At 59.0% G+C, this 19,196-nt stretch carries 13 protein-coding genes and 1 pseudogene; 5 read left to right on the forward strand and 9 right to left on the reverse strand.

Annotation, left to right across the window (positions count from 1 at the left end):
- Positions 1-93: 93 nt before the first annotated feature.
- The 5 genes and pseudogenes from ACNA0J_RS23730 to ACNA0J_RS23750 all read right to left on the reverse strand — a co-directional run.
- A partial coding sequence (locus tag ACNA0J_RS23730; protein WP_415821342.1) for a PD-(D/E)XK nuclease family protein occupies positions 94-1,100 on the reverse strand: 1,007 nt, incomplete at its 5' end.
- Between the two features lie 7 nt (positions 1,101-1,107).
- Positions 1,108-3,571: pseudogene (locus ACNA0J_RS23735) on the reverse strand (UvrD-helicase domain-containing protein); the annotation flags it as partial.
- The gene (locus ACNA0J_RS23740; protein WP_415821343.1) at positions 3,568-6,501 is read right to left on the reverse strand and encodes a PD-(D/E)XK nuclease family protein; all 2,934 of its coding nucleotides are present in this window, start codon (positions 6,499-6,501) and stop codon (positions 3,568-3,570) included. The gene ACNA0J_RS23740 and the pseudogene ACNA0J_RS23735, both read right to left, overlap by 4 nt.
- Positions 6,502-6,671: 170 nt before the next feature.
- Entirely contained in the window at positions 6,672-7,646 is a 975-nt protein-coding gene (locus ACNA0J_RS23745; protein WP_415821344.1) for a Bug family tripartite tricarboxylate transporter substrate binding protein, read from the reverse strand.
- Positions 7,647-7,770: 124 nt separating this feature from the next.
- Positions 7,771-8,880, reverse strand: coding sequence for a 4-oxalomesaconate tautomerase (locus ACNA0J_RS23750; RefSeq protein WP_415821345.1), 1,110 nt, complete (start codon positions 8,878-8,880; stop codon positions 7,771-7,773).
- Positions 8,881-8,941: 61 nt separating this feature from the next.
- Here ACNA0J_RS23750 and ACNA0J_RS23755 point away from each other — a divergent pair, with 61 nt between their 5' ends.
- Positions 8,942-9,877 (forward strand): LysR family transcriptional regulator, encoded by a 936-nt coding sequence (locus ACNA0J_RS23755; RefSeq protein ID WP_415821347.1) that lies wholly within the window; start codon positions 8,942-8,944, stop codon positions 9,875-9,877.
- Positions 9,878-9,931: 54 nt separating this feature from the next.
- On the opposite strand, the gene ACNA0J_RS23760 is transcribed toward ACNA0J_RS23755, so the two are convergent.
- On the reverse strand, positions 9,932-10,135 hold the full coding sequence (locus ACNA0J_RS23760; RefSeq protein WP_094820147.1) for a cold-shock protein: 204 nt from the start codon (positions 10,133-10,135) through the stop codon (positions 9,932-9,934).
- 361 nt (positions 10,136-10,496) lie between these two features.
- Here ACNA0J_RS23760 and fabZ point away from each other — a divergent pair, with 361 nt between their 5' ends.
- Complete coding sequence (gene fabZ, locus ACNA0J_RS23765) at positions 10,497-10,940, forward strand: 3-hydroxyacyl-ACP dehydratase FabZ (protein WP_415821348.1); 444 nt, start codon at positions 10,497-10,499, stop codon at positions 10,938-10,940.
- A gap of 60 nt (positions 10,941-11,000) precedes the next feature.
- Here the strand turns inward: fabZ and ACNA0J_RS23770 are convergent, their stop codons facing one another.
- From ACNA0J_RS23770 to ACNA0J_RS23780, 3 genes are all read right to left on the reverse strand, one after another.
- Positions 11,001-12,200 (reverse strand): COG3904 family protein, encoded by a 1,200-nt coding sequence (locus ACNA0J_RS23770; RefSeq protein WP_415821350.1) that lies wholly within the window; start codon positions 12,198-12,200, stop codon positions 11,001-11,003.
- Between the two features lie 26 nt (positions 12,201-12,226).
- A complete protein-coding gene (locus tag ACNA0J_RS23775) occupies positions 12,227-13,147 on the reverse strand; it encodes a Hint domain-containing protein (protein WP_415821351.1) in 921 nt (306 codons plus the stop codon).
- 570 nt (positions 13,148-13,717) lie between these two features.
- Positions 13,718-14,425 carry a FadR/GntR family transcriptional regulator gene (locus ACNA0J_RS23780; RefSeq protein WP_415821352.1) on the reverse strand — a complete coding sequence of 236 codons (708 nt, stop codon included), beginning with the start codon at positions 14,423-14,425 and terminating at the stop codon, positions 13,718-13,720.
- A 232-nt stretch (positions 14,426-14,657) separates the two neighbouring features.
- On the opposite strand from ACNA0J_RS23780, the gene ilvD reads away from it, so the two are divergent.
- The 3 genes from ilvD to ACNA0J_RS23795 all read left to right on the forward strand — a co-directional run bounded on the left by ilvD (position 14,658) and on the right by ACNA0J_RS23795 (position 19,156).
- A complete protein-coding gene (gene ilvD, locus ACNA0J_RS23785; RefSeq protein ID WP_415821353.1) occupies positions 14,658-16,367 on the forward strand; it encodes a dihydroxy-acid dehydratase in 1,710 nt (569 codons plus the stop codon).
- 78 nt (positions 16,368-16,445) lie between these two features.
- Positions 16,446-17,732, forward strand: coding sequence for an MFS transporter (locus ACNA0J_RS23790; protein WP_415821355.1), 1,287 nt, complete (start codon positions 16,446-16,448; stop codon positions 17,730-17,732).
- Between the two features lie 50 nt (positions 17,733-17,782).
- A complete protein-coding gene (locus ACNA0J_RS23795; protein ID WP_415821356.1) occupies positions 17,783-19,156 on the forward strand; it encodes an FAD-dependent oxidoreductase in 1,374 nt (457 codons plus the stop codon).
- Positions 19,157-19,196: the final 40 nt, after the last annotated feature.

A 19,196-nucleotide genomic window follows, 5' to 3' on the forward strand; every position in this document is an offset into this window, starting at 1 on the left:
GGGGTGNCTGGTGGTTGGGGGATGGTTCTTTTGGACAGGTTTAATTCTTTGCCTGTATTTGCCTTCAGATCATTTTGTGTTTTTTGTCTCGACTTATAAATCTATCCATAGCGCTGCTCTGGGGAAATATAGGACTGATCTGGCGGGGCGGGAGTCTAGGGCTGTGACTTGAGTGCAGTAGCGCAAAAGTTGGTCCGCGTGGCGTTGGCGCATGCGGGTGGCGAAATGTTCGGTGGGCTCGCCGGTGTGGGGGCGGGCGGTCTTGTAGTCGACGATGAGCCAGCCGTCTTCGGTGCTGAGGGCCAGATCGATGACGGACACGCGGCCGGTGGCGTCGATGAGGGGCCATTCGCGGCGGGCGGAGGATTGGGAGAGCAACCAGCGGCCCCGGTCGTGATCCAGCGTCGCCAGTAATGTATCCAAGACGGCATGCGCGGCGTCGGGGGCCAATGCGGATGGCAGGCCCGCGCGAGTCAGCTGCTTTTGCATGACGGGCAAATAAGCGCGCAGCGCCTCGGCGGGCCATTGGGCCAGGCCGTCTTGACCGATACGGGCTAACCAAGCATGGGCAAGCGTACCGATCGCGGCATCGTGCACCGTGTCCAGTTGCCAAGCAGGGTGCTCTACGCCCTGCCCCTGGATGACGTTTTGCGCGGCCAACCCAAAATTCGCCCTGTTGACCAACGATCGCTGGGCACGCAACAGATCAATCGCCTGGTCAGTGATACGACGTAACGGCTCGCCGGCATATTGCGCCGTCGCACCGTCATCCAAGGCGGCGGTATCCTGCCAATCCGATGGAGGCGATTTTTGATCTGCGGGCAGCCAATCCCACAACCGCCCCAACAAGCTGTTTGCCGCTGGCGGCTTGGATTGCCCTGTCGCAGGATCGACCGCAACATTTCCTACGAGATGCAGACGGTGGCGCGCGCGTGTCGCCGCTACGTACAGCAATCGATCGGTTTCGTAGGCCGCACGGCGCTTTTCACGCAGGGTCAAATACCGCGATACTGGATCGGCTTCTTTGTCTGCACGAGGCTTGACCGGGCCGAATAGCACGCGTTCATGACTTTGTTCAAAACTGACCAGGGGCGCGCGCTNNGCGCNGGGACTTGTGCAGGCCGTACAAAATCACCGTATCGAACTGCAGCCCCTTGGACTTGTGCATGGTCATGATTTCGACCACGTTGCTGTCGTCGGCGCCGCCCTCCGGCGCGGCATAGAGTCTGGCCAGCGCGGTGTCCAACTGTGCCGGATCCAGCCCGCCATGAGGCGCCAGGCGTTCGATCAAGACGAATAAGCTTTCTGCATCCTCGGCCGCGCTGGCACTGGCGTACAAAGCGGCACCGCCCAAGCGTTGCCAGAGAGACTCCAGCCACGCAGCCAAGGGCATCGCGCCACTCGCATTCGTCGCATCCAGCAAAATGGCGCTGACGTGAGCCAAACGCGCATATTCGTCTGCGGTCAAACGCTGTTGTGCCAGACATTGCGCGGGCGCCTGCTGCGGCGCCGACTGCGGTTCGTCCCACAATGACAAACTTTGGCCTCGGGGCAATGCCGAAGCGTCTTTCGCCTCGTTGGCCACATGCAGCGCCGAGGACAGCAGCGTAGGCACAGGCGTCATCAAGTCATGCCCAAACAAGGCATGCATGCTATTTAACGTCAGCCCGCACCACGGCGCGCGCAATACCGATAGCCAGGCCAAGCGATCTGCCGGATGAGACAACGCACGCAGCAACTGAACCAAATCCGACACGACCTGACGCTGCCCCAACGGCACGAGATCCACGGCGCGGCAAGCAATGCCAGCCTGAGTCAAGCGGCGCACCAACTGCCCCAAATGGCCTCGCGCCCGCACCAAGATAGCGACGGGATGCCGGCTCGCGGGATCGCGGTCCTGCAGCGCTTGCTTGACCAATTGCACGGTCAACGCCTCGGCCGCCTGGTCAGCCTCGCTCGCACCTGATGTACTAAATGCCCCGTGGAAACGAACGGGTTCGCCAGGCAACGACGGATTGAATGCGGCCGAGTCGGTATAGGCGATGGCTCCGGCCGCAGCATCATTGCGCGCAGGCAGCAAGCCACGGAACGTCGCATTGACCCACTCGACCACGCCAGCTTGTGAGCGGAAATTATCGGTCAGCTGCAGGAACTCTGGCGCGATTTCACCGATGCCGACCTCCGCCGCTTGCAGGAACAATCCTACCTCTGCCTTGCGGAAACGGTAGATGGACTGCATCGGATCGCCCACCAAGAACAGCGTTCGCCCATCCCCCGGCTGCCATCCAGATGTCAACGTGGCGAGCAAATGAATCTGCGTCGAACTGGTGTCTTGAAACTCGTCAATCAACAGATGACGTATCGACGCATCCAGCTTCAACAGCAACTCACCGGGATCATCAGCGGACCCCAAGGCATGGGAGGCACGCTGCGCGATCTCGATGAAGTCCACTTCACGGGTTTCGGCAAAGCGCAGGTGCAGTTGCGCGACCGCCAGCTTCAGCGTCATCAACTGTGCGCTCAAGACACGCCATTGCTCCTCGCTGAACTCCGCCGGCGGAACTGAATCGACCGCGTCCAGCATCCATACCCAGGAGGCTTGGGGATCGGCCGCATCAAGCCATCGCGTAAATGCCTCTTTGTGTTCGCATTTTGGCGGGAAACCCAGTTTCTTGTTGACACCTCGCGCGCTGCGCAACGCGCCGGCGGACGTCAACAATAAATGGCGTACGGCTTTCCAATGCCCGAGCCACTCGGCATCGGGCATCAACGGCTCGTCCCAATCACGCAGCGCGGCCAAGGCATGGGCGGGGTCTTCTTCATCCAACGCCGCAACGGCCATCCGTGCAGGCCAGCACAACGCATCCTCCCAGCCCAACGGCATGGCCTGTGCCAAGGCGTCCAGGTCCTCGCCTATGGCTTCGGCCAATGCGTCCTGCAGGGCCGTGCGATCACTGCCGTGCGCTAATAACGGCAGCCATTGATCACGCTGTCCAAGCATCGCCGCAATCGCTTCTACAGCAGCCTGCGTATCGACATCCAGGTGCTTTAACAAGGTACGCACGGCGTCGAAATCATCGACCAACGCCAATGTCGCCCGCGCGGCCGCCTCATAATGGGCCTGGGCATTGTCCGCGATATCCGGCATGCCGCCCAACTCCGACAACCACGGCATCCCGCGCACCAGGCCCGCGCAAAACGAGTCGATAGTACGAATCGACAAACGCGCCGGATGCTGCAACAGTTTCCAACCCAGGGCCTCGTCACGCGCCAGCGCCTCGCGCGCCAACTGCCAACTACGCTGACCATGTTCGGTCTCGGGCATGGGGCCATTGCCGTCCCGCAATTTACTCAATACGCGGGCGTGCATTTCCGACGCGGCCTTGCGCGTGAATGTAATGGCGACGATTTCCTCGGGCCGATTGACCGTCGCCAGCAACGCCAGAATACGATCCGTCAGCAATTCGGTTTTGCCCGAGCCCGCAGGGGCTTGCACCAGATACGATGCGGCAGGGTCCAACGCACGAGCGCGTGCGAGATGATCAGAGGGTTGACGAACAGCGCTACTCATTCTGCGTCATCCTCGTCTTCCAAGTGCAATCTCAGGAATGGCATGGCATCACAGTATTTCAAATCGTCCTGGCGATAGACCACGTTTGCGGCGTATCCCTGCGCATACTCATCGGCCAATCCCTCTACTGCCCCACGCCAGCGATGCAGGATATCTCCCCAAGCCTGCCCCTCGAAAGCCTTGCTCTTTTCAATCGCCGTCACGCCTGCCATGCCTAGATCCGTGTCCGTCAATCCGCTCGCTACGACTTGACGCGCATGCACTTGCGCCAATACCAATGCCGCCACATCCGCATCGGGGGTATCGCCCGACAGCACTGAGGCATAGAACGGCAACTGCAAGTTCACAGGGCGCACGCGCGCCCAATCCGACTCTGGATTCCCCGGAGACATGCCGGTTTTGTAGTCGACGATCACGGCTCTGCCGTCAGGCAGGCGATCCAATCGGTCCAATCGCACCGTCAATGCCAACGGTCCACGCGACCAATGATGGGTTTCCTCGACCTGGGCGACCTCGAATGGCATACGTTGCGCTTCGACATCAAACCATCCCGCCAAGACTGCCCGTCCGCGCTCGCACTCCAATTCACGCAATGCAGGCGGATAGGTTTTCAACTCGGTACTGGCAGCCTCGTCAATGGCTTGCTCGATCAGCGCGGGCAGACGTCCCTCTCCCATGGCCGCGTGCAAATCCTCTTGACTGGAGAACATGCGCCATACCAACTCTAGTGCGCGATGCAGGAACTGCCCTCGTACATTCTGATTCGCCATATCGGCATAATCAGCCAGCGCTCGGCCGCCCAGACGATGCCGGACAAAGGCCCACAACGGATTACGAGCCTGGGTGTCCAACACATCGAGCCCCCCCGTTGCGCCAGCCAGGCGTGCTGACGTCAAAGCAGATGGCTGACCATCGCTCGACGTCAACGGCAATGCCGCGCCGTACTCACCCTCCGATGCGTCCGGCGCCATCGCTGATGCGCCGCCATCATCCGAAGATCGTTGCATCAGGGCGGATGCCCGGCCATCCCTCTGCGCCAATGCTGGCCCTCGGTCATCGTCCAGCACCTGCTGAGGCAACAACGCAGGCGCCGCGGCTACAGGCATCTGCCAATCCATTGACGGAACCTGCGCAATCAGGGGCGATGGCCGCAGCTCGCGCTCGCCATCCAGGTGCGAATGACTCACTACCACCTCGGGCGCACAGCGGCACAGTGCGGCATACATGGATTCCGCCCATTGACGCTCGCGTTCAGGCGTGGCGCGCGGTGCGCCCGCCTGTCGCAACACCACCAGAGGCAACAACGGATTAGGCTGTGGCGTCGCGGGCAGGACGTCATCGGTCAGGCCCAGTATCCACACACCATCCCAATGCCCGCCCTCGGCCTCGAGCAGCCCCAGCACATCCAATCGTGCCGAGGGATCACGCTGAGGTTGAAATGACGAGGCTGCCGCTGCACGCTCCAGCAGACGCACGGCAGCGCGGCCATTCAACTGTCCGGCCGCAGGCGCCAATGCCGCATACCGGCCAAACAAGTCTCCCAACGCGCCCATGACCTGATAGCCCACGCTATCCAACGGCCGCTCTCCCGGAAACCCTAATGCCACCAATGCAGCGCGCATCGCAGGCATCCAGAGATCGCATGTCGCGCGTTCACCGACCTGCCGCCAAATCTCCAACGCCGCAGGCCAAGCGGTCGACAGTGCCGCGCCCTTTCGTGCAAACGGGGCGCTCTCGGCGCTGTTTGTAGTGTTGTTTGCAGCATCCTGGGCAACATCAATGTCCGTGTTGCGAGTCGCGTCCGCAACAACTCGATGAGCCGTCCGCACATTCTCGCTGGCGATATCCCGCTGCCATTGTGCCGCGTCAATACGGCTGAGCCCCTTGCGACGCCAACGTGCATCGATCGTCGCCAGTTTCGCGCCATCGCTACGGTCGCCCGCGCAATGGCCGGCCAACAAGGCCGCGCCCAAGACCGGCGCATCCACCACGTCCGCATGCGCCATATCGGCCAAGGCATGCAACCACGCCAATGCCGCATTGACCGCAGGCCATTCTGTCAACGGCCGCCCCACCGCCACGTTGAATGCATGCCCGCCCTGAGCCAGGGCCTGCCCTACCACACGCCGCGCAAACGGCGACTCGGCCTGCAACTGGGCAGACACAATCGCGTAGCGCCCGGCGGGATGCTCCGCCAATCGCTGCGCCGCCCAAGCGGCAGCCGCCCGCCATTCTCCACCCTGATCATCCGCGCAATACCGTGCCGGCATCGCCGCCTCGGTCTCCGCGTCCTGCAACCACGACAGTTGCGAACCGCCATCCTGAAACGCATCCAGCAATGCCGCAAAACGCGGCGACACATCCGTAAACCCAGCCAACACCAGATAGGGCGGCGCGGCTACCGTCCCCTGCTGCAGCGCATCCAACACACGCGCATAGCCTTGGTTCGCATCCTCTGCATCAATCGCGCGCAACTGCTCGCGATAACGCGCGCGCCACCGTGCAAAACCGCGATACTCGTCCGTATCGGCGCCACTGGGTACCTGCAGATCCCACTCGTCCATCAACGCGTCGGCATCCATGGCCAACGCCGCCGCCTGGGCGACGTCCAGCAATACGCGATCGCCCTCTTCTGATGCAATCGCATCCACCCATACCATTTGCGTCGCAAAGGTATCGAGGCGATGCGCCGGCAGATCGGCGTCCGCGACAAAGGCCAGATCGGCCCCCGCCTCGACCAGCCAGGCGCCCAGTGGCAGCACCCGCGGTAACTCGCTGACTTGCCGTTCACGGCGCAGTTGACCGGCCAGGTCCAGCGTCAAACGACGCGCCAGCCGGTTGTTCACCGTCAGCACCAGCGTCTGCGCGGCCGGCAGGCGGCCAACCTGTTCCAACGAAATAAGGGAGCGGAATTCCGCGTCGTAGTTCATGCGGTTAACAAAAAGCGGCTCATACCGAAATTATCGGAGATCAGAGCCGCTAGGATAACCGCATCAGCCGCGCTAACGGAGATATCAATTCATCACTCTGAGAGGAGGAAAATCCTCCGCCCAGACAAGCGGCCACGAATCAGACCGCAGCACTCGCCCAAACTAGCGGTCTATCGCGCCGCCAGCGCCGTGGTGGCGGCGAGCTTTTTCCAACGCACCGCCTCGCTTTGCACAAACGCCCCCAGGTCCGCCGGTGTACTGGTATGCACCTCGGCGCCTTGCTCGTCGATTTTCTTCACGACTTCGGGGTCATTCAATGCCTGATTCAAGGCTGTATTCAGTTTCTGCACGAGAGCGGCATCCGCCTTGGCCGGCGCAAAAATCGCATACCACTGCGGCACCTCAACACCGGGCACGCCCGCCTCGGCCAGCGTCGGCAGTCCGGGCAGTACCGATGACCGCGTCGGCCCAGCGACGGCCAGCGCGCGGATTTTCTCGGATTTCAGGTGCGGATAGACACTGAACAGACTCGGAAACATGACTTGCGTCGTGCCGGACAAAGTGTCGGTCAACGCCGGCGCCGAGCCCTTGTACGGGATGTCCAGCATATTGGCGCCAGTGGCTTGATTGAACAGTTGCCCGGCCACAGCCGGTGCCGTCCCCGCCCCGGCCGAGGCAAAGGTCAGACTGTCCGGATGATCCTTGCTGTACTTCACCAGACCCGCCACGTCTTTGACATCGATACTGCTGGACACCACCATGATGGTAGGAGAATCCGCCACCCGGCCGATCGGCGTGAAATCCTTGACGGGGTCGTAGTTCAGCTTTTGCAACGCGGGATTGATGCCATGCGTGCCGATATAACCCAGCATCAGCGTATAGCCGTCAGCCGGCTGGCGCGCCACATAATCCGAGGCGATCGCCCCCTGCGCGCCGGGCTTGTTGACCACAATGATCGACTGGCCCAGCAGATCCCCCATTTTTTGCCCCACCACGCGGGCCAAGGCATCATTGCCTCCACCAGCAGCGGTCGGAACCACCAAGGTAATCGCGCGGTCAGGATAATCGGCATACGCTGCGCTCACGCCAAAGGCACAGCACACCGCGGCAGCATACGCCCACTTTTTGCTCGGTAGAAATTTCATTTGTGTCTCCTAGTTTTATCAATTTCATTGCGCGGGCCTGCTCGTATAGCGCCCACATAGCGATGCAGCACTCACACGGATGTTGATCGGCGGCATCCGGCCGCCACGTCGATCACCGCGATGGCTAAGCGGCCTCGCGCTGCAGCAACTGACTGCTTATCTGATACTGGCCGGGCACATACAGCATCCCTTTCATGATCTTGCGTGCCGTGCGCACCAGACCCGCCGCACGTACTAATCCGCTAGACACGTCCAAGGCCACATCGATATCCATCCCGCCCGACGGATGCTCGATACGCACCGTCCGATATCCGTCTTGCACGTCTGGGCCACCGCATAAATGCGCCACCGTACCCGGCATGAAAAATGCACTGGCCACGCCCACCGCCCCGGTTGCCGCATGGGCGCGATGGCATGCATGAGGGGTGAAATAGCGCGACCGGATAGACGCCCTGGTTTCGCCCGGCGCCAGCAACACCGGTTTGGGAATCACACTATCGCTGACATCGCCCAACCCCATGCGCGCCCCAGCCTCCAGGCGAATGCGGGCTATCCGTTCCAACAACGCTGTATTGCTGTCCAATTGCGCCGCCGTCTCGTCTCCACGCAATCCGAAATCTGCGGCCCGCATCAACACCATTGGCATCGCCGCATCGATCAATGTAACCGGCAGGCCCTCTATCGTTTCCAGCCTATGTCCCGTAGGAAAGAGACTCCCAGTGACTGCACCCCATGCGTCCTGGAAATTCAGTCGCACGGGAGCCGCAGTACCAGGAACGCCATCAATACGCGTCTCACCTTCATAGGTAATACGGCCATCCGGTGTTTGCACCACTGCTTCAATCACAGCCCCCGTATTGACGTTGTGGACCCGAACGGCTGTCACGCCATCTCGAGCCGCGATCAGTCCTTCGTCAATAGCAAAAGGCGCAGCACCCGACAGCATGTTGCCGCAATTGGGCCGTGTATCCACCGATGCGCGATCCACAGACACCTGAGCAAACAAGTAATCAATATCGCAATCGGCTCTCGACGAACGCGAGACAATGGCGACTTTGCTGGTCAGGCTATTCCCGCCCCCCAAACCATCGACCTGCAAGGCATGGGGCGAGCCCATCGCGAGCAGCAACAACCTGTCCCGCTCTGCGGGATCGGCGGGCAGCCAATCTCCCAGAAAAAAGGGGCCGCGTGACGTGCCGCCACGCATCAGTACACAGGGGATTACGGTTTCCATGTGTGGCATTCTGCGCCGGCCACGCTACTATGTGAATTGCAACTTATCTATGGATTAATGCATGTCACGCATCAATTTCGATCTGCAGGAATTGCAGGCGTTTGTCGCCGTTGCCGAACGCGCCAGCTTTCGTGCCGCCGCCGAGGACCTGCACCTATCCCAGCCTGCATTAAGCCGACGCATCGAAAAACTGGAGGATCTGCTGGGCGCACGCTTGCTGGAGCGCACCACGCGCCGCGTCTCATTGACAAACGTCGGCCGCGTATTCCTGGAGCGCGCCCGCAGCGCGATAGATGAGTTAGAGCGTGCAGTATTGAGTATCGGAGACTTGGCCGCGCAACGCGGTGGACTGGTCACGGTCGCTTGCGTCCCATCGGTCGCGTATTACTTCCTGCCCTCCGTGATTCGCGCCTACGCCGAGCGCTTTCCCCGTATACGGGTGCGCATCATTGACGAGACCGCGAATACGGTACTCAACAGCATTGTCACTGGCCGCGCAGATTTTGGAATCAGTTTTTTCGGCACGCAGGAACCCGACGTAGATTTCAAAGCAGTATTACGCGAGGATTTCGTGCTGGCGATACGCAACGATCATCCGCTAGCCCGTCGACGCAGCGTATCGTGGGAGGAGCTCTCGGAAGAACGCTTCATGACCGTGGCAAAAGAAAGTGGCAATCGGCTATTGATCGATGATGCGCTGGCCAAAAGCGGCAAACGCACGGTCAGCGCCTTTGAAGTTAGCCACATCATGACATTGCTTGGCATGGTAGAGGCAGGATTAGGCGTCGCCGCCGTGCCTCAATTGGCGATGCCGTTGACCCGTCATGCTACGTTAACCAGCCTCAAACTCGAACATCCCCGCGTGACTCGCACACTCGGTCTCATTGCCCGCCGCGGCCGGCCGTTAGCGCCCGCGGCACAACAGCTCTACAACATGGTTCATCAGGCAGGCAAGATGGCCAAACGCACGCCCGACTCGAAAACCGCAAAAAAGTAAGTCGCACGATGCAAAAAACCCTCCAGGGAGGGTTTTTCTGAAGCAATGAGTTCGTTAGAGAACTCGAATCTTCCTGGCTTGGGGGCCCTTTGCTCCTTGAGCAGCTTCGTAGGAGACACGCTGGTTTTCATCCAACGACTTATAGCCTTCGCTTTCAATGTCGGAGAAATGGGCAAATAGATCTTTGCCGCCGTTCTCGGGCATGATGAAGCCAAAGCCTTTTTCAGAGTTGAACCACTTGACGATACCGGTTTCCATAACACTTCCTTATATAAGTAACGTTCGGGCGTCGGCCCAAACAGACGATCAAGGAAGGATTGAGGACAATGATGACACGGTAGTCGCGCCTGACCGCACAACGATCACGACACTTGAAGATCCCTGCCACTATGAGTGGCCCGGGACGAGAAGTCAATCAAAGTTTCAACTGAGTGCATTACTGGTACTGAATTCTTGAACCATGCCGAGTTTAGGCATGTCAAACAGAGACGAATTTCGACCACCACGCCTCATTTCATCCAACACCCATGGAATATGCCCGCATTGTGGCACACTGCGGACACGCAAGTGGCGTAAACCCCCGGCACGGGCTCCAAGTGCGACAAAGAGGTATCCACGTATGGGCCTGAATATCAAATCAATCATGGAGCGACTACCACATCGCTACCCCATGCTCCTGATTGATCGTGTGATTGAGATCATTCCTCAGCACAAAATCACCGCAATCAAGAATGTATCGACCAACGACCCCTTCATGGCCGTGGGGCAACACATGCCTGTCACGCTCATTGTCGAAGCCATGGCGCAGTCGGCCGCGCTGTTCTCCTTTGCCGACGAAGGAACAGAAAGCCGGCCAGAACAAGGGAAAGCGGTCTACTATTTTTTAGGGATTGATGACGCGAGTTTCTTAATACCTGTAGTCCCCGGGGATCAACTGCGTATCGAAGTCCAAGCGGTTCGACTCAGCCGCGCCATTTGCAAATACCGAGGTCAAGCATTTGTCGAGGACAAACTCGTCGCCGAGGCCACCATTCTGTGCGCCATCCGCAATTCGCCAGAATAACTCTCATGAGATGAGCCCGTGGCGCAACTGTGGCTGCTCCACAGGCTCATTCGGTTCGATTCAGCGACTGATGACTTCGCTGTCCTCCAAGACGATACGATAACGATCGCGCAGGTCCAGGACATAAGTGAAATTCGATGTACCACTGGCGGTCTTGTCGCGCGCAGGGCTGGATACCTTGTAGTCAAAAATCCCGCCAACCATGCACAGCTGGTCCTGGCATTTCGCTTGCAATGAATTTTGGTCTACGACAAAACGCCGGATAGGCCATCGACGGAAATATGCCTCTTTATCGGCCAGGATCTCCGACTTCGGGCGCTTTTTCTTGAAATAATCAACGTTCTCCGCGTAAAACTCGCGCGTGAAATTCATCGCTTCTTCGTTGGTCCCGCTGCCCGCCTGAATCATCAACGCCGCAACATTAATCGCACGCTGCTCATCGCTCATGGCGGCAGGCGGCGTAGCACCGCCTTGCTGCTGATACGGATTGGCAGGAGCAGTCGTTACGGGCTGCGAAATGGAGTCAGCACCTCGCCCGGGTGTTTGAGCGGGCACGGCCGTCGGCGCCACAGCCGCGGCCCCTGCCGGTGCCAGACTTTGCACACCTCCTCCCGATTCACGCGGCTGCGGTTCCGCGCTCACCACCTGCACGTTATCGGTACGGTTAATACCGTATTTTGCTATCTCGGTTGGCTTGAAGAAATACATCTCCTTAGCCGGCGTACTGAACATAATGCCGAGCACATCCGCTGACACACCATATTTTGGCAACGTGGCAACAATATCCGACACACCAAACTGGGCCTCTTCGCCCGACAATTCCGGTGCGGATATCTGATGCACACCCAAACGTCCTGCGGCAATACGCTGCTTACCAGCAAAGAACACAAACGAACACGCCGAGGCGCAATAGCTGTCTTTCGGAATATAGGTATTCAAGCCGCGCTCGTAGACCTCTTCGGCGACCACCAGACCGATGTGCACCAGTCCGCCACCATTGTTCTGCAACACAATAGTGGAAATCGTCGGATGCTCACGCAGCGCTTTCTTTAGATTCAGCATGTCGTTGGCGCCGACACCTGAGTGATAAATCAACAAACTGGGCTCGCTCGGCAGAAAGACGAACGGCCCATACTGCTCAATATCATCAGGCAGTTGCTGCTGCACGGGCGTCTGCGCTTGTGCTATGGCGCCTGACATGCCCGCCCAAGACATGGCCAGCCCTATCCCCAAAGCCCCAAATTTTGCTTTCAACATCATTGTTTTTTCTTTTTAAAAACACTGGATCACGCTGCTCGCGTGCGTTCCGCATCATCACCGGACTGCTCAGCCCTCACGGCAATGCGCTGTTGGATATCGACCAACAGTGGATCCTTGGCATTCAACACCAAGAAACCCGGTCGAAGTGCGCGACGCCGCTGCTGGTCTTGCGGGCGCAGCATCGTGATGGGGGTATTTTCGAAAAAATCCCGATTACCGCCATCGGCCCACGACTCGGAATAAAGATTGTGCGCGCACACCACATCGAACTGATCCAATTCGATATGGAAATACGTCACTCGCGAGAGCGTCGACTCTCGCACGATGGTGTGCCCATTGACGAGCTGATTGGCCTTGACCAACACATTGTCGATATACAAGTGATGCCACGGCGACAGCACGATATCGTGCGAAGGGACATTGTCTGCCAATGCATGCGCCTTGATACGAACCGGCACAATGGCCTCGCGGTCGGCTTCGGTAAATCGCGGCGAGCGCAGCACATATTGACGCCATCCGATCCACTTGACGGGTCGGTATCCCGTGGAACCCAACACCAAATCCCCGATCTGCAACGCCTCTATCGCCATCGGCCCTTTGGGGGTATCGATCAGCGTGCCTGCAGTAAAACACACCGGTAATGCCGGTGTTTTGCCGTCTGTATCCCGCTCAGGCAGAAAGGCCTCTGGGGGAACCGTATTGGAAAACAATACGTAGCCACCATCAGCATACACAATGTAACCATCCTGGTACGTCGCGACGATCGTGGTCTGAATCTGATCTGTATTGATATCCGTATCAATCGTGAGTTGCTCACCCTGCTCAAAGACACCGTCATCGTTCGCTTCGGTAGCGATGCTGCTTGAGTCACTGGTCGCCAGCACGTTGTACGTACCATCTGCATTTAAATTCAATGCACTGGCATACGAGGTTTCATATGTCGCCATGAGTCGTTTCTCTTTTTTTTGTTAGAAATAGACTAAAACTAAAAAAATAACGACGAATATGTTATGGGATATTACACTTCAAGCACGCGCTTTTTACATTCCCTAACCTGATGGTGCGGGGGATAAACGCCTATGGTACGGGTCGGTCAAGCTGCCTGATCCACTGCACTGCTCGCAGCCTGACTCAGCGCCAAGACCTCGCTGCTCCAGTTATCGTGTCTGCGCTTTATTCAAACGCCGTGCCTCCTCTTCCGCGTACGCTTCCTCATCAGGCTCGTACGATCCTTCATAGAGGCACGAATCGCGGTCCCATGTGCACTTATTGAACAGACGGCTCGTCGTGCGCGTACTCATGCACCCCGCCATCACAACAACAAGACATAACACGACACCACAACGGCCCAACGCTTGAATCGACATATTTCCCAGCCCTAAAAAAGAGTGTTGCAGCCATTGTTATAGCAAGCCTTGGCAACACTCAGCGGACATCCCCCTCGAACAAACCGGGAATACTTGATTTACGGCATCGTCATCGGCACCAGACAAATCGGCATTAGCGCGATACGAATGCTAAAGGACTTCCTTGTCTACATGCTGAACCACCAAATCGATGACACGCGGCGTGTTCTTCGATGCCAGCGCTTCGATGATCGCGCAGTGCTCCTGGTGCAGCGTGTCGCGGCTTTCCGGCACAAAGCCGTAGATTCTCCAGGCCTGTGTCCATAGTTGATGGATCTGCCTCTGCATGGCGGACAGGATAGGATTGCCAGCCAACTCGGCGACTTTGGCCTCAAAACTCAAATCCAGACCGGCGTTGTCTTCGAATTCTCCTTTTGCCGTCTGGTCCTGAGCATTTTCATCGATGAGTTCTTTCAGAGCCCGGATGCTGCCTTTGTTGGCCTTGATCGAATACGCCTCGAAGACCGCGCGCTCAACGGCGGTGCGTGCAGCGATCAACTGCTGCATGAACTCTTTGCTCACCCCTTGTGCCAGCAGCGCATTCAAGTTGTCACCACTGGTGGCAACGGCCTGCTTCTCGACAAAATAGGTGCCGCTGCCCACGCGAGTCTCAATGCGCCCGGCCGCCTCCAGAACCTTGAGCGCCTGACGGATAGACGAACGGCTCACGGAAAAACTCTCGGAGAGTTCTCGCTCGGAGGGCAGTTTGTCTCCAATCTGGAATTGGCCGCTATTCAGCAGGCTCTCAAGCTGCTGGCACACCTCTTGAAAAATGTCTGTGCGCTTGATGGGAAGCATTGAAAAACGAGGCTTGCTCATGGGGGCTCGATGCCGGACATCCAAAAATAAGGGACTCGGAACTTTACCATTCTTCAGCCAAATGGTCCGTCCACTTTCTCGTACATCGCTTTTATTTCCCCATCAATTGGGGTAAATCTGGATAAATTGGATAGTTGTCAGACCACTTTTAGTCGGATAGCATACCAATCATCCCAAGTCTTACCCGCGGCATGGTGCTGCGCGCGCAGGGCGAAACCAGGAGACAGCAGCAATGTACAGAAGCAATTTTGAGCCCGGCTCCACCCGCTGGGCGGTGCGGCGCAGCCAGTGGCGCAGCATGGGCATCCGTGAGGAGGACATGGAGAAACCCAAGATCGCCATCATCAACACCTCGAACAAACTCTCCTGCTGCTATGTCCACCTGGACGCCATCAGTGCTCTGGTCCAACAAGCCATCCGCGATGCCGGCGGGCTGGCCTTTGAAGTGCGCACGGTTGCCCCCAGCGATTTCGTCACCAGCGCGGGGAAAAAGGCTCGTTACCTCATGCCGACCCGCGATCTGATGGTCAACGAGGTGGAATGCATGATGGAGGGCGCGGTGCTGGACGGCATGATCTGTCTGTCGTCCTGCGACAAAACCACACCCGCGCACCTCATGGCGGCAGCGCGCCTGGACGTCCCTTCCCTGCTCTTGACCTGTGGTTACCAGATCGGCGGCAAGTGCTCGAACGAGAAATTCGAGGATCAGTTCTTCGACATCGACGACGTTTACGAGCAGATCGGCGCACTGGCGACCCGCACGATCACACTCAAGGACCTGACCGATATGACGGATGTGGCGATCCAGTCCCCCGGCGTCTGTGCCGGCCTGGGCACCGCCAACTCCATGCATATCGTCGCGGAAGCCATGGGCATGACGTTGCCCGGCAACTCTCCCATCTGGGCCAACGGCCGCCGCCTGAACGAATACGCACAAGCCGCGGGCCGCCAGATCGTCGAACTGACCCGCCACGGCGTCTCGGCGCGCAAGATCATTACCGAAGAAGCCATCCGCAATGCCGTCATGATGGTGCTGGCCGTTGGAGGTTCAGTCAACACGGTGCGTCACATTGCCGCCATCGCCACAGAAGCCGAACTGCCGCTGGACGTCGTAAAGCTGTATGAACACTACGGCAAGTCCATCAAGCTGCTGACGGCCGTCCGTCCCAATGGCCCGTTCCGCACCGAAGACCTGGAAGCTGCCGGTGGTACGCCCGCCGTCATGAGCCAGCTGCGCGACCATCTGCATCTCGACGCACTCACCGTGACGCGCCAGACCGTAGGCGAGAACATCCGCGACGCACGCGTCAAAGACAGCAAGATCATCCGTTCCCTGGCCGATCCGGTCAGCCTGCGGCCCGGTGTCGGCATTCTGCGCGGCAATCTGGCACCCAATGGAGCCATCGTGAAATTGTCTGCCGTGCCTGGCGAACGCGCTGAGTTCTCAGGTCCCGCCAATATCTACGAAGGCGAGGACGAAGCCATCGCGGCCCTGGGCGAAGGCCTGATCAATAAGGGCGACGTGATCGTCTTGCGAAACATGGGCCCCAGCGGTGGCCCCGGCACAGTATTCGCCTGCAGCTTTGTGGCAGCCCTCAATGGCGCCGGCATCGCCGAATACGTAGCAGTCGTCACCGACGGTGAATTGTCCGGCTTGAACCGAGGCATCATCGTCGGCCAATTGATGCCGGAATCAGCTGCCGGCGGCCCGCTCGCCGTAGTCAGGCAAGGCGAAACCATCCATATCGACTTCGTCAACCGCAAGATCGACATGGGCGTGGCGCAGGACGAGATCGCCCGGCGCCTGAGCGAATGGCGCCCCCGCGAACTCGAACTCGGCGGCGGCAACAACACCTATCTCTTGCAGTACGCCCAACTCGTGCAGCCCATCGAACAGGGCGCGGTGCTCGGCAAACGCAAGGTACACGCACATACCTCTTGATCCCCGGCCAATGCCCTGACCCTGATCAGGGCGCCACACCGGCCAACACATAACAACGGCACACGGAGACAGCCCATCATGTCTACGCAGACAGAGGCACAAAAGTCCAGGAAAGCGGGTCTGGCAGCATTCATCGGCACCGTCCTGGAATGGTATGACTTCATCATCTATGGCACCGCGGCAGCTATCGTACTGAACAAAATTTTCTTTCCGAACAGCGATCCGCTAGTCGGTACCCTCGCCGCTTTCGCAACCTATGCAGTGGGATTTCTCGCTCGCCCACTGGGCGGACTCGTACTCGGCTACCTGGGTGATAAGGTCGGCAGAAAGACCGTTCTGGTACTGACGCTGTTCCTCATGGGCGGCGCCACCACCGCCATCGGTCTATTGCCCGGCTATGACAGCATCGGCCTATGGGCTCCCGCATTGCTGGTGTTGATGCGGCTGATCCAGGGTTTTGGCGCAGGCGGAGAATATGCGGGTGCCGTAGTCTTGTCCGTGGAGCACGCGCAGAAAGGCAAGCGCGGTGCAGCCGGCGCCTGGGCCCCTCTGGGCTTTGCCGCGGCGACGCTGCTCGCCAACGCGGTGTTCTTTTTCTTTCTGAACACCTTGAGCGAAGCGCAATTCATGGCCTGGGGATGGCGCATTCCGTTCTTGCTCGGCGCCGTCTGCGTACTGGTCGGCTACCTGATCCGGCGCAACATCGAGGAACCGCCCGCCTTTGAGAAAGCCCAGCAATCGCAGCAAACAAAGAAGATCGGCCTGCTCTCGGCCATCAAGCATCATCCACGCAGCTTCTTTATCGTCATCGGCTCGCGCATGGGCGAGAACGGCTTTGCCTATCTCTATCCGGTGTTTTGCGTGTCGTACATGGTGACCACGCTCAAGATGGAAAAGTCGATGGCATTGTGGGCCGTCATCATTGCATCGGCTATCCAGCTCGTGACGATTCCGTTCTACGGTGCGCTGTCCGATCGCATCGGCCGCAAGAAAGTCTATCTGGGCGGCATCATTGTCTCTGTGCTGTGGTTGGCGCCCTTTTTCATGCTGCTGGATGTGCAGGCTTTCTGGGCCGTGGTGCTGGGCTTTGCGGTCGGCCTCGGTATCGCCTACCCGGCCATGCTATCGCCACAGGCTGCCTGGTACGCAGAACTCTTCGACACGGAATTCCGGCTGGCAGGTTTCGCCTTTTCACGTGAACTCGGCTCGTTGCTGGCTGGCGGCCTGGCGCCCTTTATCGCGACAGCGCTCTACACCTATTATCAGCATTGGTGGCCTATCGTGGTCTACATGGGCGGTATGGGTATTCTGACCCTGATCGCGCTCGCACTAGGGCCTGAAACTGTGCACAAGAACATCGATTAACGCAGAGGCAGCCGCCGTCAACTGCGGCTCGCACCGATGAAGGAGACAGCATGGACAGCAACAACACTGATTTCCCCGCCTGGCATCTCGAAAGCCGCTACGACGCCGTACCCGACCTGCCCGTCCTGGCAGAGGTCGATGTGCTGGTGGTGGGCGGCGGCGCCGCCGGCGTAGCTGCCGCGACAACGGCTGCCGAACATGGCAAACGCACCTTGGTGATCGAACGCTACGGATTTTTTGGCGGCGCGGCCGTGGCCGGTATGTCAGGGACGATCTGCGGCATGTATCTGGCGAGCGACGCTCACACCGAACCCCGTCAGGTCGTCCAAGGATTCACTGAACGTTTTCGCGCGGAGCTGGCCCGCCGCAACGGCGTCACGGCACCGCAACGCTATGGCAAGACCTGGACCGTGACCCACGATCCGCTTATGTGGAGCGAAACGGCGGATCAACTCGTTGAGGAGGCCGGTGCCAAAACGCTGTTCCATACCAGCGTGACAGGCGTCATCATGGAACAAGACGCTTGCACTGGCGTAGTCATCGAATCGGCCGCAGGGCGCTCTGTCATCCTGGCCAAGCGCATCATCGATGCGTCTGGCGATGCCGCGGTCATTGCGCGCGCTGGTTACGCTTATGTCTTCGGTGACCATGGAAAAATCCAGAATCCGACGATGTTCTTCAGACTCGGCCAGATCGACATGCCACGATTTCTGGCCTATTGGGGCGAAGATACCATCAACCCGCCCAAGGTCAGCGAAGCGATCGAGCAGGCCGACGCTGCTGGCCGCTACGCACTGCCTCGTAAAAAAATCTGGATCTTCCCGACTACCCGGCCTGGCGAATTGCTGGTCAATGCAACCCGGCTGACGGCCCGTGATGGTCATATGCTGAATGTCATCGACCCAGAAGACTTCACCGAGGCCGAAATCACCGGACGCCGCCAAGTCCGTGAATATGCCGCCTTTCTCGCCGACAACATTCCCGGCTGCGAGGCGAGTTACGTCGTCAACACCGGTACGCAAGTCGGTGTGCGCCAGACCCGCAGCATCGTGGGTGTGGAGACATTGACCAACGACGATGTGCTGTCCTGCCGCAAGCGCGACGATGGTATCTGCAAAGTGCCATGGCCGATCGAACTGCACGCGGGTGAAAAACCCAAGCTGCATTGGCTGCTGGATGACTACTACGAAGTGCCCTATCTGGCGCTGGTACCCGAACAAGGCGAAAACCTGATCGTGGCCGGCCGCTGCCTGAGCGCCGAGCACGAGGCGTTGGCCTCGGCACGCGTTACTGCACAGTGCTTCGAGTATGGCCGAGCCGCCGCCGTCGCGGCCATACTGTCGCTGGATAGCGGCCGACGCCTGCGTGATATTCCGGGACAGGAAGTCCGCACGGCCATGCAGGCACTGGGAAGCGCGCTATAAGGGCCAGACGCCGAAAAGACACTCTCGTTTCGGTGTCACA

The organism is Bordetella tumbae, from assembly GCF_965139195.1.
GTDB lineage: Bacteria > Pseudomonadota > Gammaproteobacteria > Burkholderiales > Burkholderiaceae_B > Bordetella_A > Bordetella_A tumbae.

Coding starts and splice junctions, on each gene's coding strand:
- ACNA0J_RS23790 (WP_415821355.1), top strand. CDS start 16,446: ATGTCTACGCAGACAGAGGCACAAAAGTCCAGGAAAGCGGGTCTGGCA.
- ACNA0J_RS23775 (WP_415821351.1), bottom strand. CDS start 13,147: ATGGCGACATATGAAACCTCGTATGCCAGTGCATTGAATTTAAATGCA.
- ACNA0J_RS23760 (WP_094820147.1), bottom strand. CDS start 10,135: ATGGAAACCGGTATCGTCAAGTGGTTCAACTCTGAAAAAGGCTTTGGC.
- ACNA0J_RS23780 (WP_415821352.1), bottom strand. CDS start 14,425: ATGAGCAAGCCTCGTTTTTCAATGCTTCCCATCAAGCGCACAGACATT.
- ACNA0J_RS23740 (WP_415821343.1), bottom strand. CDS start 6,501: ATGAACTACGACGCGGAATTCCGCTCCCTTATTTCGTTGGAACAGGTT.
- ACNA0J_RS23755 (WP_415821347.1), top strand. CDS start 8,942: ATGTCACGCATCAATTTCGATCTGCAGGAATTGCAGGCGTTTGTCGCC.
- ACNA0J_RS23795 (WP_415821356.1), top strand. CDS start 17,783: ATGGACAGCAACAACACTGATTTCCCCGCCTGGCATCTCGAAAGCCGC.
- ilvD (WP_415821353.1), top strand. CDS start 14,658: ATGTACAGAAGCAATTTTGAGCCCGGCTCCACCCGCTGGGCGGTGCGG.
- ACNA0J_RS23750 (WP_415821345.1), bottom strand. CDS start 8,880: ATGGAAACCGTAATCCCCTGTGTACTGATGCGTGGCGGCACGTCACGC.
- ACNA0J_RS23745 (WP_415821344.1), bottom strand. CDS start 7,646: ATGAAATTTCTACCGAGCAAAAAGTGGGCGTATGCTGCCGCGGTGTGC.
- ACNA0J_RS23770 (WP_415821350.1), bottom strand. CDS start 12,200: ATGATGTTGAAAGCAAAATTTGGGGCTTTGGGGATAGGGCTGGCCATG.
- fabZ (WP_415821348.1), top strand. CDS start 10,497: ATGGGCCTGAATATCAAATCAATCATGGAGCGACTACCACATCGCTAC.